Raw genomic sequence first — 13695 nt, 5'->3', positions numbered from 1 at the left:
GAAGCGCCGGTGCGCAGTCACGTGCGCGCTCGCGCGCCGTCAGCCGGGCTGCTGCGGCACGGTTTCGCGGATCAGCACCTCGGACTGCTCCTCGACGAGGTCGGCGCGCAGCATGTCCTCGATGCTCGCGCGGCTCTGGCGCTCGGCGGCGCCGGCCGCGTCCTTGAGCATGTCCTCGTAGCTCGACCACGCGACGGTCAGCCGCAGGTCCCAACCGCCGTTGCCGCCGGCGAGCGCGGGCTCGGCCAGCCGCAGCCAGCGCACGCGCCCGGCCTGGCGCTCCCTGAGCAGCCGCTGCAGCTCGGTCTTCTGGAACAGCGCGCCGAACTGGCGCTCCTTGCCGGCCTTCACCCAGAACGTCTTCTCGACGACGACGGGCGTGTCCTGCGCGATGGACGAAGCGGGCCAGAGCAGGGCCACGCACAGGAGAAAGGTCGCGTGCTTCATGTCGATGCCGTTGCGTGCGGCAGTCGATTCTCGCATCCGTGCGCGGCGCGTTCGTTGCGCATGCGCGCAGAACGCGACGCGGCCCCTAACGTTTCCACTATGGGGACATCGCGCTACTTGCCGATGCAGAAGCTCGAGAAGATGTGGCCCAGCAACGCATCGGCATCGACGCGGCCGGTGATGGCGCCCAGTGCATCGTGCGCGCGGCGCAGCTGCTCGGCGGCGAGGTCGAGATGCTCGTGCGCGAGCTGCGCGCGCGCGCGCTGCAGTTCCTCGCGTGCCTGCAGCAGGGCCTGCACGTGGCGGGTGCGCGCAGTGAACGCGCCATCCACGGCATCGCTGTCGGGACCGAGCGCGAGTTCGCGCAGGCGACCGCGCACCGCATCGAGGCCCTCACCGGTCGCGGCCGATACCGCGAGCACATCGGCGGGGAGCGTGGGTGCGTCGACGAGATCGCACTTGTTCGCGAGCCAGAGCACGGCCGGCACGCCGTCGATCGCGTCGCCTATCGCCGCGCGTCCGCCCTCCACGTCACGCACGTCGACCACCGCGATCGCGAGGTCGGCACGCGCGAGTTCGCCACGCGCGCGGCGCATGCCCTCGCGCTCGATCGCATCGCCGCTCTCGCGCAGGCCGGCGGTGTCGACCAGCATGAGTTCGACGCCCTCGATGCACACGGTCTCCTGCAACACGTCGCGCGTGGTGCCGGCGATGTCGGTGACGATCGCGCGGTCGACGCCGGCGAGCGCGTTGAGCAGCGAACTCTTGCCGGCGTTCGGCGGGCCGACGATCACCGCGTGCAGGCCGTCGCGCAGGCGGCGCCCGCGTTCGGTCGCGGCGATGAGCGCGTCGAGGTCCTGCTCGATGGCGTCGAGCCGGGTGTGCAGTTCACCGCCGCCGAGCGTGTCGAGCGGCTCGTCGGCGAAGTCGATGGCGGCCTCGCAGTGCACGCGCACGTGCAGCAGCGCCTGCGCGATCGCCTCGACGCGCTCGGAGAATTCGCCGTCCAGTGCGCGGCGGGCGGCGCGGGCGGCGCGTGCGTCGCTCGCGGCAATGAGGTCGGCGACGGCTTCGGCCTGTGCTAGGTCGAGACGCCCTTCCAGGAACGCGCGCTCGGTGAACTCGCCGGGCCGCGCGGCGCGTGCGCCGTGCGCGAAGCAGGCCTCGAGCAGCTGCGCGAGCACCGCGGGGCTCCCGTGCGCCTGCAGTTCGACCACGTCCTCGCCGGTGTAGCTCGCCGGGGCGGCGAAATACAGCGCGAGGCCGTCGTCGAGCACCTCGCCGCGATGCACGAAGCGCACGTGGTGCGCATGGCGCGGCGCGAGCCTGCGGTCGGCGATCGCTTCGCCGATCGCACGTGCGCGCGGGCCCGACAGGCGCACGATGCCGACGCCCGCGCTGCCGGCGGCGGTCGCGATCGCGGCGATGGTGTCGCGCGGGCTCATCGCGTTCGAAGCTCCGATATGCGAAGCCCGCCGTGCGGCGGGCTCCGTGCGTCAGGCCTTCTTCGGCGCGTCGCCGTACTTGCGCAGGAAGTACCACTGCTGCGCGAGCGTGAGCAGGCCGTTGGTCACCCAGTACAGCACCAGGCCGGACGGGAAGAAGGCGAACATCACGCCGAACACGATCGGCATGAACTGCATCATCTTCGCCTGCATCGGGTCCATGCCGGTGGTGGGCGTGAGCTTCTGCGTCAGCCACATCACCGCCACGTTGATCGCCGGCAGCACGAAGTAGGGATCGCGCGCGGTGAGGTCGTGGATCCAGCCCATCCACGGCGCGTGGCGCAGCTCGACGGACTCCGACAGCATCCAGTACAGCGCGAGGAAGATCGGCATCTGCACCAGCAGCGGCAGGCAGCCGCCCATCGGGTTGACCTTCTCCTTGCGGTACAGCTCCATCATCGCCATCTGGAACTGCTGGCGGTCCTCGCCGTGGCGTTCCTTGAGCTGCGCGACCTTGGGCTGCAGGCGGCGCATCTTCGCCATCGAGCGGTACTGCACGTTGGCCAGCGGGATCATCAGCGTCTTGATGATCACCACCAGGCCGATGATCGACCAGCCCCAGTTGCCGATGAAGCCGTGCAACCAGGCGAGGATGGCGTACAGCCAGCCGGCAAGGGTGGCGAACAGGCTGTAGCTCGAGAAGTCGACGGCGCGTTCGAGGCCCTGCACGTTCTGCGCGGCGATCTGCTCGACGCTCTTGGGGCCGACCCACAGCGAGGCCTGCGTCGAGGCCTGCTGGCCCGGCGCGACAGCCAGCGTCGGGCCAACGCTGCGGATCACGTAATTGGTGCCGCCGACGCCGCGCGGCGTGGCGGTCTCGAAGGTCGAGCTGTCGCCGCGCTGCGGGATCCATGCGGTGAAGAAATGGTGCTGCAGCAGCGCGACCCAGCCGCCCTGCACCTTCTTGGACAGCGCGCCGTCGTCCTCGAAGTCCTTGTAGGCACGCTTCTCGTACTTGTCCTGCGGGCTGTACCAGGCCGCGCCCTGGAAGGCGAACACCTGGCCGGACATGAAGCCGCCCTTGGGCTCCGGCGGCATCACGCGGCTCAGCTGGCGGTACACCGTGCCCTGCCACGGCGCCGCACCGGTGTTGGCGACCACGTCGCGCACCTGCACGGCATAGCTGCCACGGGCGAACACGTAGGTGCGGCGCACGCTCACGCCGTTCGGGCCCTGCCAGACGAAGGGGACCTCGAGCGTGCTGGCGCCCTGCGCGAGCTGGTAGCTGCGCGCCGGGCCGGCGGGCACGAAGCCGGCGAGATGCGTCGGCGACGGCGCGCCGCCGGCGGCGACCCAGCCGCTCTGGGCGACGAAGTAATGCTGCGGATCGGTGGAGAACAGGCGGACCGGGCGCGCATCGGCATCGAGGTTCGGGTACGCCGGCAGGTCGGCCTGCAGCATCTGGCCGCCGTCGAGGACGGCGTCGAGCACGTCGGTATGCACGGTCACCGCACTTGGCGATGCCGCTGCGGACGCGGCGGCAGGCGCCTGGCCCGGCGCGGTCGGTACGGCGCCCGGAGCGGCGGCGGTCGGCACCGCGCCTGTCGTGGCGACCGCAGCGGTCGGCGCCACCGGCGGCGCGGCCTTCTCGCGCGCCCATTCCATCCACAGCAGCGACGCCACCATCAGCCAGGCGAACAGGAGGAACAGGCGGGTCTGGTTCATCGGCAGGCGTGCTCAGGCCGGGCGCATGTCGGATGCGCCGGCGGATGGAGGAGTGGGCGGCGGCATTGTGCCGGCGGGGGCCTGTGCCGGCAACGCGCGGGCACGACGCAGGAGATCGTGGAAGGCGGCGCGCAATTCAAGGCCGGAACGCGCGGCCGCGCCGGGACGCGCGACCAGCACGTAGTCACCAGGCGGCAGTTCGGCGCGCAGGTGGCGGAAGGCGTCGCGCAGCTGGCGCTTGATGCGGTTGCGGCCGACCGCGTGCGGATCGACCTTGCGCGATACAGCCAGGCCGAGGCGCGCCTCGCCGCTGTCGTCGGCGCGCCAGTGCAGCGCGAGCACGGGCAGGCCCGTGCGGCGGCCGTCCTTGAACACGCGATCGAAATCGGCACGCGTTCGCACGCGCGCCGATCGGGGAAAACGCAGCGGAGTCATGATGCGTCGATGACGCAGGCGTCCGCGGCGGTCATGCGCAACGCGGACGCCACCCGGCGGAAAGGCCGGGCACGGACGTCAGGCCGTGAGGCGCTTGCGGCCCTTGGCGCGGCGACGGGCCAGGATCTTGCGGCCGTCGGCCGTGGCCATGCGGGCACGGAAGCCGTGGTCGCGCTTGCGCTTGAGGTTGCTGGGCTGGTAGGTGCGCTTGGTGGCCATGGTCGGCTCGCGAAAAGGACGGCAATAGAGAACCCGGAAGTCTAGCGGGGCAGCCGAACCCGGGTCAAGCCGGCGTGACGGCGCGGACGCGGATACCCGACCCGGGGCATGTGGACAAGTCTGTCCCCGGGCTGTGGATAAATGCTAGTCTGCCGGACCCCCGAACCGATGGACGCGGCCTCGCCCGAGGCTTCCGCGTCGCCTTTCCGTCGGTCCTGTCCCACTGATTTTCCACGGGTTTTCGCCTTGACCTCGACGATGGACGCCTGGCCCCGCTGCCTCGAACGCCTGGAAGCCGAACTGCCGGCGGAGGATGTGCATACCTGGCTGCGTCCGCTGCAGGCCGACCTGCAGGACGGCCGCGCCGTGCTGTACGCGCCGAACGCCTTCGTGGTCGACCAGGTGCGCGAGCGCTACCTGCCGCGCATCCGCGAGCTGCTGAACTATTTCGCTGGCGCCGAGGACGTGCGCCTGGAAGTCGGCGCGCTGCCCAAGGCGCGCACCGCGAGCCCGGCGACGGCCGCCACGGGCAGCGCCCCGGCCGCGCAACCCGCGCCGCCGATGCCGTTCAACGGCAACCTCGACAACCACTACACCTTCGAGAACTTCGTCGAAGGCCGCAGCAACCAGCTCGGCCGCGCCGCGGCGATGCAGGCCGCGCTCAAGCCCGGCGACCGCGCGCACAACCCGCTGCTGCTCTACGGCGGCACGGGCCTGGGCAAGACCCACCTGATGTTCGCCGCCGGCAACGCGATGCGCACCAACGATCCGTCGATGCGCGTGATGTACCTGCGCAGCGAGCAGTTCTTCAGCGCGATGATGCGCGCGCTGCAGGAAAAGACCATGGACGCTTTCAAGCGGCAGTTCCAGCAGGTCGACGCGCTGCTGATCGACGACATCCAGTTCTTCGCCGGCAAGGACCGCACGCAGGAGGAGTTCTTCCACACCTTCAACGCGCTGTTCGACGGCCGCCAGCAGATCATCCTGACCTGCGACCGCTATCCGCGCGAAGTCGAAGGGCTGGAGCCGCGCCTGAAGTCCCGCCTGGCCTGGGGCCTGTCGGTGGCGATCGAGCCGCCGGATTTCGAGACCCGCGCGCAGATCGTGCTTTCCAAGGCGCGCGAGCGCGGCGTCGAGATCCCCGAGGACGTCGCCTTCCTGCTGGCCAAGAAGATGCGCAGCAACGTGCGCGACCTCGAGGGCGCGCTCAACACGCTCTCGGCCCGCGCCAACTTCACCGGCCGCGCGATCACCGTCGAGTTCGCCCAGGAGACGCTGCGCGACCTGCTGCGCGCTCAGCAGCAGGCGATCGGCATCCCGAACATCCAGAAGACGGTGGCCGACTACTACGGCCTGCAGATGAAGGACCTGCTCAGCAAGCGCCGCACGCGCTCGCTGGCGCGGCCTCGGCAGATGGCCATGGCGCTGGCCAAGGAACTGACCGAGCACTCCCTGCCGGAGATCGGCGACGCCTTCGCCGGCCGCGACCACACCACGGTGCTGCACGCCTGCCGCCAGATCCGCACGCTGATGGAGACGGACGGCAAGCTCCGGGAAGACTGGGACAAGCTCATCCGCAAGCTGAGCGAGTAAGGTGTGCACGGCGGCTGTGCAGGCGCTGGGCAAGCTGTGGACAATCCGGAGGCGCGCCGACGACCGCCGCTTTGTCCACAGGTTGGCCACCTGACCGGGGACGGTTCCCAACAGGGTCCGGGGTCGAAGAAACGCTATAGAATTCAATGGCTTGAGAGGGTTTTCCCGCGTTTCGGCGCCCTCCACCGCCACCATGCTTTTGATTTAATCCACTTCTTAGAAACGGTACGGGGATCGGGGTCCAGATGCGCTTTTCCCTTCAACGCGAAGTCTTCCTGAAGCCGCTCGCGCAGGTCGTCAATGTCGTCGAACGACGCCAGACGCTGCCGGTGCTGGCCAATCTCCTCGTCCAGGTGCAGGGCGGGCTGCTCTCGTTGACCGGTACCGACCTCGAGGTCGAGATGGTCAGCCGCGTCGCCGTCGACGACGCCGAGGACGGCGAAACCACGATTCCGGCGCGCAAGCTGTTCGAGATCGTGCGCGCGCTGCCCGACGGCAGCCGCATCACCATCAGCCAGTCCGGTGAGCGCATCAGCCTGCAGGCGGGGCGTTCGCGCTTCACGCTGTCGAGCCTGCCGTCGACCGATTTCCCGTCGCTGGACGACGTCGATGCCACCGAGCGCGTGCAGGTGCCGGAAGCGGCGCTCAAGGAGCTGATCGAGCGCACCGCGTTCGCGATGGCGCAGCAGGACGTGCGCTATTACCTCAATGGCCTGCTGTTCGACCTGCGCGAAAGCTCGCTGCGCTGCGTCGCCACCGACGGCCATCGCCTCGCGCTCTGCGAATCGGGTCTGGAAGGCACCGGCGCGCAGACCAAGCGCCAGCTGATCGTGCCGCGCAAGGGCGTCACCGAGCTGCAGCGCCTGCTGGAAGGCGGCGACCGCATCCTCGAGCTGGAAATGGGCCGCGGCCACCTGCGTGTGAAGCGTGACGATGTGACCTTTACCAGCAAGCTCATCGACGGCCGCTTCCCGGATTACGAGGCCGTGGTGCCGATCGGCGCCGACAAGGAAGTGCGCATCGACCGTGACGTGCTGCGCGCGGCGCTGCAGCGCGCGGCGATCCTGTCGAACGAGAAGTACCGCGGCGTGCGCATGGAAGTCTCGCCGGGGCAGCTGAAGATCTCCGCGCACAACCCCGAACAGGAGGAGGCGCAGGAGGAGATCGAGGCCGAGACTCGCGTGGATGACATTGCGGTCGGCTTCAACGTTGGCTATGTGCTGGACGCGCTTGGCGCGCTCAAGGACGAGGTCGTGGTGCTGCAGCTGCGCGACGCGAACTCGTCCGCCCTGCTCCGCGAGGCGTCCAACGAGCGCTGTCGCCACGTGATCATGCCGCTGCGTCTCTGACGGCCGCGTTCCACGTGGAACATTCGACGCCCGGCCAAAGCCGGGCGTCGTCGTTTCGGGCTTCAGCCGGGCGCAGGAGGCGCGCACGACGGTGTGGAGCCCCCGGGTCACACCGCCCGCGCCTATCCTCCTCTACCCTGTGCGGCCCCACCCGCCCTACCGAGCCCCGTGCAGGTCACCCGCCTCGACATTCGCCGCCTGCGGCGCTTCGACGACGTCAGCCTCGAGCCGGCCGCCGGGCTGAACTTGCTGGTTGGCGACAACGGCGCGGGCAAGACCAGCGTGATCGAGGCCCTGCACCTCATGGCCTACGGCCGCAGCTTCCGTGGGCGCGTCCGGGAGGGTCTGGTGCAGGCGGGCGCGGACGCGCTCGAGGTCTTCGTGCAGTGGGACGAGCCGGCGGCCGATAGCGTCCGGCATCGCAAGGCCGGGTTGCGGCATTCGGGCAGCGACTGGACCGGCCGTCTCGACGGCGAAGCCGTCGGCCAGATCGGCGAGCTCTGCGCGGCGCTGGCGGTGGTGACCTTCGAGCCGGGCAGCCACGAGATGATCCATGGTGGCAACGAAGTCCGCCGGCGCTTCATGGATTGGGGGCTGTTCCACGTGGAACATGGGTTCCTGCGCCCGTGGCGCCGCTACGCGCGGGCGCTCAAGCAGCGCAACATGCTGTTGAAGCAGCGGGTGCGCGATGCGCAGTTGGACGCCTGGGATGCGGAACTGGCGGAGACCGGCGAGGAACTCACCGAGCAGCGCCGCCGCTACATCGAATCACTGGCGCCGCGCTTTGCTGGAATCATTGACGAGCTCGCGCCGGCGCTGGGCGAGGCCATGCTTGCCTACCAGCCCGGCTGGAAGCGCGACGAGCTGTCGCTCGCCGATGCCCTGCTGCTGGCCCGCGATCGCGACCTTACGAGCGGCCATACCAGTGTCGGCCCGCATCGCGCCGACTGGCGCCCGGCCTTTACGCGGATTCCGGGTCGCGACGCGCTCTCGCGTGGCCAGGCCAAGCTCGCCGCGCTGGCCGCATTGCTGGCGCAGGCCGACCTGCATGCGGCCGTGACCGGGCAACAGCCGGTGTTCGCGCTCGACGACTTGGCCTCCGAGCTCGACCGCCACCATCAAAAGCGCGTGCTGGAGCGCCTTCAGGCCCGCGGCAGCCAAGTCTTCATCTCCGGTACCGATCTACCGGCGGCCGTGGCAGAACTGGGGCTCGAGCAGCGTGTGTTCCACGTGGAACAGGGTGAGATCCGGCCCGCCTGAGACGCCCGTTCATCCGCCGTCCGCCGACCCGCTGAGACGCGCTGCTATACTTCGCGCACGTATAGCTAATGTGTCGCGTCGCCGTCCACAGCCGTGGCACGGCCTCGCCGGAGGCTCCTGCCTGATGTCCCAGATGCCCGAAGACGCCGCGACCGCGCCGTCCACCACCTACGACTCTTCCAAGATCACCGTGCTGCGCGGCCTCGAGGCCGTGCGCAAGCGTCCCGGTATGTACATCGGCGACGTCCACGACGGCACCGGCCTGCACCACATGGTGTTCGAGGTGGTCGACAACGGCATCGACGAGGCCCTGGCCGGCCACGCGAACGAAGTGCAGGTCACCCTGCATGCCGACGGCTCCTGCTCGGTGTACGACAACGGGCGCGGCATCCCCGTCGACATCCACAAGGAAGAGGGCGTGTCGGCGGCGGAGGTGATCCTCACCGTGCTGCATGCCGGCGGCAAGTTCGACGACAACTCGTACAAGGTCTCCGGCGGCCTGCACGGGGTGGGCGTGTCGGTGGTGAACGCGCTGAGCGAGAAGCTCTGGCTCGAGGTCTGGCGCGACGGCTACCACTGGCGCCAGGAATACGCGCTGGGCGAGCCGGTGTATCCGCTGGAGCGCCTGGAGGCTTCCGATCGCCGCGGCACGCTGCTGCGCTTCAAGCCGGCCGCGGAGATCTTCACCGACGTCGAATTCCACTACGAGATCCTCGCGCGCCGCCTGCGCGAGCTGTCCTTCCTCAACTCGGGCGTGCGCATCGTGCTCAGTGATGAGCGCGGCGAGGGCAAGCGCGACGTGTTCGAGTACGAGGGCGGCATCCGCTCCTTCGTCGAGCACCTGGCGCAGCTGAAGAACCCGCTGCACCCGAACGTCATCTCGGTGACGGGCGAGCAGAACGGCATCACCGTGGACGTCGCCCTGCAGTGGACCGACGCCTACCAGGAAACGATGTTCTGCTTCACCAACAACATCCCGCAGAAGGACGGCGGCACCCACCTGCAGGGCTTCCGTGCCGCGCTGACGCGCACGCTGACCAACTACATCGAGCAGAACGGGCTGGCCAAGCAGGCCAAGGTCGCGCTCTCGGGCGACGACATGCGCGAAGGCCTGATCGCCGTGCTGTCGGTGAAGGTGCCCGACCCGTCGTTCTCCTCGCAGACCAAGGAAAAGCTGGTCAGCTCCGAGGTCCGTCCGGTCGTTGAGAGCACGTTCGGTGCACGTTTGGAGGAGTTCCTGCAGGAACACCCCCACGAGGCGCGTGCCATCGCCGGCAAGATCGTCGACGCTGCCCGTGCGCGCGAGGCCGCGCGCAAGGCGCGCGACCTGACCCGCCGCAAGGGCGCGCTCGACATCGCGGGCCTGCCCGGCAAGCTCGCCGACTGCCAGGAGAAGGATCCGGCGCTGTCGGAGCTCTTCATCGTCGAGGGCGACTCGGCGGGCGGCTCCGCCAAGCAGGGCCGCAACCGCAAGACGCAGGCGATCCTTCCGCTCAAGGGCAAGATCCTCAACGTCGAGCGCGCACGCTTCGACCGCATGCTCGGCAGCGCCGAAGTCGGCACGCTGATCACCGCGCTCGGCACCGGCATCGGCAAGGACGAGTACAACCCGGACAAGCTGCGCTACCACCGCATCATCCTGATGACCGACGCGGACGTGGACGGCTCGCACATCCGCACGCTGCTGCTGACGTTCTTCTACCGCCAGATGCCGGAGCTGATCGAGCGCGGCCACGTCTACATCGGCCTGCCGCCGCTGTACAAGATCAAGCAGGGCAAGACCGAGCTCTACCTCAAGGACGACGCGGCGCTCGACGCCTACCTCGCCGGCAACGCGGTCGACGGCGCTTCGATGATCCCAGCCACCGACGAGCCGCCGATCGGCGGCGAAGCGCTGGAGAAGCTGCTGCTCGCGTATGCGAACGCGCGTGACGCGATCCGTCGCCATGCGCACCGCTTCGACGCGCAGGTGCTGGAGGCGCTGCTGGACATCGCCCCGTTCGACGCCGGCACCGTGACGCTCGATGCGGCCGCGCTGCAGGCCATCGAGGCGCGCATCAACGACGGCCTGCTCGGCAAGCCGCGTTATCGCCTGGAATGGAACGCCGCCGACGAAGCGCGCCCGGCCGCGCTCGTGGTGCGTCGCGCGCACATGGGCGAGGAGACTGTGCAGGTGCTGCCGATGACCGCGTTCGAGACCGGCGAGCTGCGCGCGATCCGCGAGGCGGCCACGCAGCTCCACGGTCTGGTGCGCGAGGGCGCGCAGATCGTGCGCGGCAACCGCGCGCAGCCGATCGCGCGCTTCGCCGAGGCCTACGACTGGCTGATGGAGGAAGCCAAGAAGGGTCGCCAGATCCAGCGCTTCAAGGGCCTGGGCGAGATGAACCCGGAACAGCTGTGGGACACCACGGTGAACCCGGAAACGCGTCGCCTGCTGCAGGTGCGCATCGAGGACGCGGTCGCCGCCGACCAGATCTTCTCCACGCTGATGGGCGACGTGGTCGAGCCGCGCCGCGAGTTCATCGAGGAGAACGCGCTGAAGGTGGCCAACCTCGACGTCTGACGCCCACGTCGACATCGCCAAACGACGGAAGGAGCCCGGGAAACCGGGCTCTTTCCGTTCGTGCAGGCGCGTCGCACCCCGCCTGCGCCGTCGATGCAGGGCATCCTGCGCGTTCGTCGGCGATTGACGGCCCCTTGATCGCCGGCCGCCTACAACCGGAAGCCCCATTGCCGGATGCCGCCATGAAGCCTGTCCTGCTCGCGTTGACGATCACCCTCGCCGTCGCGGCCTGCGCGACCACCACGACCTCGCCGACCGGTCGCCGACAGGTCGTGGGCGCCGTCTCCGAACAGGAACTCAACCAGCTCGGCGCCGAGGCGTTCGCGCAGGCCAAGGCGCAGACGCCGCAGAGCAGCAACGCGCAGCAGACCGCCTACGTGCGCTGCGTCGTCGACTCGATCACCCGCCAGCTTCCGGCCGGGTCGCAGGCCGGCTGGGAAGTCGCGCTGTTCCAGAAGGACGAGCCCAACGCGTTCGCGCTGCCCGGCGGCAAGGTCGGCGTGTACACCGGCATCTTCCGCGTCGCGCAGAACCAGGACCAGCTGGCCGCGGTGATTGCGCACGAGATCGGCCATGTGATCTCGAACCACCACAACGAGCGCATCACGCGCCAGGCCAATGCGCAGACCGGCCTGGGGATCATCGGCGCGTTGATCGGCGCACGCTACGGCGAGGGCGCGGCCAATACCGTCAGCCAATACGGCGGCATCGCGGCGCAGGGCCTGATCCTGCTGCCCAACAACCGCACGCAGGAAGGCGAGGCCGACGTGGTCGGCCAGCAGCTGATGGCCCGCGCCGGCTTCGATCCGCGCCAGGCGGTGAACCTCTGGCAGAACATGATCGCGACCAGCCAGAGCCGCGCGCCCGAGTTCCTTTCCACCCACCCCGACCCGGCCTCGCGCCTGAGTGAACTCGAGCGCCGCGCCAGCGGTCTGATGAGCGAATACCAGCAGGCGCAGGCCGCCGGACGCCGTCCACGCTGCGGCTGAAACGTCGAACACGTTCATCCAGCGCTTCGTTCCGCGTCCCACCGCCGCTCGGGATTCTGCTAGCGTGACCGCCCCCGCGGCTCCTCGCCGTCCCCACGCCGCGTTTTCGCGGTCAAACGAGGTCCTCCGATGAACCTGTCCGATCGCCGCCAGCACGTGCTGGCCGCCGCCGTCGCCGCGCTGGCCGGCATCGCCACGCTCGCGCCCGTCGCGCATGCGCAGGAAAGCACCGACACCTCCTCGACGAGCGTCGCCGGCCGCCGCGCCGCGCGTCAGGCCAAGCAGGCCAACGAGCAGAACGCCACGAAGGGCAGCGAGTCGCAGGCCGAAGCGCGCTATCCGAACGCCACGCGCAAGAATCCGGGCGCGAAGGCGTCGGCGAAGGGCGCCAAGCGCCTGCAGGGCCTGGTCGAGCTGTTCAACGACAAGAAGGACGCCGAGACCCGTACCACCGCCGACACGATCATCGCCGACGCCGATGCCTCGGCGTACGAGAAGGCGTTCGCGGCGCAGCTCGCCGCGCAAATGGCGATCGGCGCGCAGGACTACGACGCCGCGCTGCGCTACATCGGCATCGCCGTCGATGCCGACATCCTCGACAACGACCAGCACTACACGCTGCTGCTGCAGCGCGCGCAGCTGCAGATCCAGGCCAAGGACTACGCCGCCGCGCTCGCCAGCGCCGATCGTTTCCTCAACGAAACCAAGTCCAACGATCCGCAGGCGCTCGCCACCAAGGGCAATGCGCTGTACCGCCTCGAGCGCTATGCCGAGGCCGCCGATGCGCTGCGTCCGGCCGTTGCCGCGCAGCCCGACCGCGGCGACCTGCAGCAGCTGCTCGCCGATTCGCTCGCGCGCAGCGGCAAGGGCGACGAAGCCCTGCGCATCGCCGAGCAGGCCGCGGGCGGCAACCCCGGCGACAAGCAGGCGCAGTTCAACCTCGCGCAGAACTACATCCAGAGCAAGCAGAACGCCAAGGCGATCGAGGTGCTCGAGCGCATGCGCAAGGCCGGGCAGCTGACCGAGGACACGGACTACCGCCAGCTGTTCACGCTCTACGCCAACATGGAAGGCAAGGAGCAGCAGACGATCGACGCGATCAACGAAGGCCTGTCCAAGGGCGTGCTGAAGCCCGACTACAACGTCTACGTCGCGCTCGCGCAGTCGTACTACTTCAGCGAGCAGGTCGAGAAGGCGATCGAGAACTACACGAAGGCCGGCCCGCTGGGCAAGGACGGCAGCGCGTACCTCAACCTCGCCAACCTGCTGCGCAACGAACAACGTATTCCCGAAGCGAAAGCGGCCGCGCAGAAAGCGCTCGACAAGGGCCTGAAGAACCCCGAAGCCGCGAAGAAGATTCTTGCGCTTCCCGGCAAGTAAACCGAGCACGGTAGTGCTCACGAGTGCACAAAATGCGCTTGGAACCCCTACCGCTGTTTGGTATATGCTTGGAAATTCCCACGGCGTGAAGGCGCCGTGGCTGATCCGCCCGCGGCGCCATGGCGTCCGGAAATTCCTCCTGAGCAATGGCGCATGACGCAAGACCTCTCCCACGCCACTCGTCGAGATGATGAAGGACTGAACTGGGCTCGTATTGCCGGTGTCTCCTCTGCCATCGCCGTGCACGTCGCGGCACTTCTTCTCCTTCTCGTCCCGGCGACCGCGCCGAA

Annotated in this window: 11 protein-coding genes; 6 read left to right on the top strand and 5 right to left on the bottom strand. The window is 69.1% G+C overall.

The features are described from left to right. Positions 1-39: 39 nt before the first annotated feature. The 5 genes from IE066_RS12080 to rpmH form a co-directional block, all read right to left on the bottom strand. On the bottom strand, positions 40-447 hold the full coding sequence (locus IE066_RS12080) for a hypothetical protein (RefSeq protein WP_189450222.1): 408 nt from the start codon (positions 445-447) through the stop codon (positions 40-42). Positions 448-560: 113 nt separating this feature from the next. After that, positions 561-1892, bottom strand: coding sequence for a tRNA uridine-5-carboxymethylaminomethyl(34) synthesis GTPase MnmE (mnmE, locus tag IE066_RS12075; RefSeq protein ID WP_189450220.1), 1332 nt, complete (start codon positions 1890-1892; stop codon positions 561-563). Between the two features lie 51 nt (positions 1893-1943). Further along, complete coding sequence (gene yidC, locus IE066_RS12070) at positions 1944-3617, bottom strand: membrane protein insertase YidC (protein ID WP_189450218.1); 1674 nt, start codon at positions 3615-3617, stop codon at positions 1944-1946. A 12-nt stretch (positions 3618-3629) separates the two neighbouring features. Next, entirely contained in the window at positions 3630-4052 is a 423-nt protein-coding gene (rnpA, locus tag IE066_RS12065) for a ribonuclease P protein component (RefSeq protein ID WP_189450216.1), read from the bottom strand. A 78-nt stretch (positions 4053-4130) separates the two neighbouring features. Beyond that, the gene (gene rpmH, locus IE066_RS12060; protein ID WP_027083663.1) at positions 4131-4271 is read right to left on the bottom strand and encodes a 50S ribosomal protein L34; all 141 of its coding nucleotides are present in this window, start codon (positions 4269-4271) and stop codon (positions 4131-4133) included. Between the two features lie 258 nt (positions 4272-4529). On the opposite strand from rpmH, the gene dnaA reads away from it, so the two are divergent. The 6 genes from dnaA to IE066_RS12030 all read left to right on the top strand — a co-directional run bounded on the left by dnaA (position 4530) and on the right by IE066_RS12030 (position 13405). Further along, entirely contained in the window at positions 4530-5864 is a 1335-nt protein-coding gene (dnaA, locus tag IE066_RS12055; RefSeq protein WP_189450214.1) for a chromosomal replication initiator protein DnaA, read from the top strand. Between the two features lie 245 nt (positions 5865-6109). Then, entirely contained in the window at positions 6110-7213 is a 1104-nt protein-coding gene (gene dnaN, locus IE066_RS12050) for a DNA polymerase III subunit beta (RefSeq protein ID WP_189450212.1), read from the top strand. 168 nt (positions 7214-7381) lie between these two features. Further along, complete coding sequence (gene recF / locus IE066_RS12045; RefSeq protein WP_189450210.1) at positions 7382-8473, top strand: DNA replication/repair protein RecF; 1092 nt, start codon at positions 7382-7384, stop codon at positions 8471-8473. A gap of 133 nt (positions 8474-8606) precedes the next feature. Next, the gene (gyrB, locus tag IE066_RS12040) at positions 8607-11036 is read left to right on the top strand and encodes a DNA topoisomerase (ATP-hydrolyzing) subunit B (protein ID WP_189450392.1); all 2430 of its coding nucleotides are present in this window, start codon (positions 8607-8609) and stop codon (positions 11034-11036) included. A gap of 182 nt (positions 11037-11218) precedes the next feature. Next, a complete protein-coding gene (locus IE066_RS12035) occupies positions 11219-12025 on the top strand; it encodes a M48 family metallopeptidase (RefSeq protein ID WP_189450208.1) in 807 nt (268 codons plus the stop codon). 129 nt (positions 12026-12154) lie between these two features. After that, entirely contained in the window at positions 12155-13405 is a 1251-nt protein-coding gene (locus IE066_RS12030) for a tetratricopeptide repeat protein (RefSeq protein WP_189450206.1), read from the top strand. Positions 13406-13695 lie beyond the last annotated feature (290 nt).

Source organism: Cognatilysobacter xinjiangensis (genome assembly GCF_014651995.1).
Lineage (GTDB): Bacteria > Pseudomonadota > Gammaproteobacteria > Xanthomonadales > Xanthomonadaceae > Cognatilysobacter > Cognatilysobacter xinjiangensis.
Note: the sequence above shows the minus strand (reverse complement) of the source record. Positions and strands in the feature narration are given on the sequence as shown.

Bases quoted from the DNA above. Each gene is read 5' to 3' on its own strand.
- IE066_RS12080 (WP_189450222.1), bottom strand. From the start codon at position 447: ATGAAGCACGCGACCTTTCTCCTGTGCGTGGCCCTGCTCTGGCCCGCT.
- mnmE (WP_189450220.1), bottom strand. From the start codon at position 1,892: ATGAGCCCGCGCGACACCATCGCCGCGATCGCGACCGCCGCCGGCAGC.
- yidC (WP_189450218.1), bottom strand. From the start codon at position 3,617: ATGAACCAGACCCGCCTGTTCCTCCTGTTCGCCTGGCTGATGGTGGCG.
- rnpA (WP_189450216.1), bottom strand. From the start codon at position 4,052: ATGACTCCGCTGCGTTTTCCCCGATCGGCGCGCGTGCGAACGCGTGCC.
- rpmH (WP_027083663.1), bottom strand. From the start codon at position 4,271: ATGGCCACCAAGCGCACCTACCAGCCCAGCAACCTCAAGCGCAAGCGC.
- dnaA (WP_189450214.1), top strand. From the start codon at position 4,530: ATGGACGCCTGGCCCCGCTGCCTCGAACGCCTGGAAGCCGAACTGCCG.
- dnaN (WP_189450212.1), top strand. From the start codon at position 6,110: ATGCGCTTTTCCCTTCAACGCGAAGTCTTCCTGAAGCCGCTCGCGCAG.
- gyrB (WP_189450392.1), top strand. From the start codon at position 8,607: ATGCCCGAAGACGCCGCGACCGCGCCGTCCACCACCTACGACTCTTCC.
- IE066_RS12035 (WP_189450208.1), top strand. From the start codon at position 11,219: ATGAAGCCTGTCCTGCTCGCGTTGACGATCACCCTCGCCGTCGCGGCC.
- IE066_RS12030 (WP_189450206.1), top strand. From the start codon at position 12,155: ATGAACCTGTCCGATCGCCGCCAGCACGTGCTGGCCGCCGCCGTCGCC.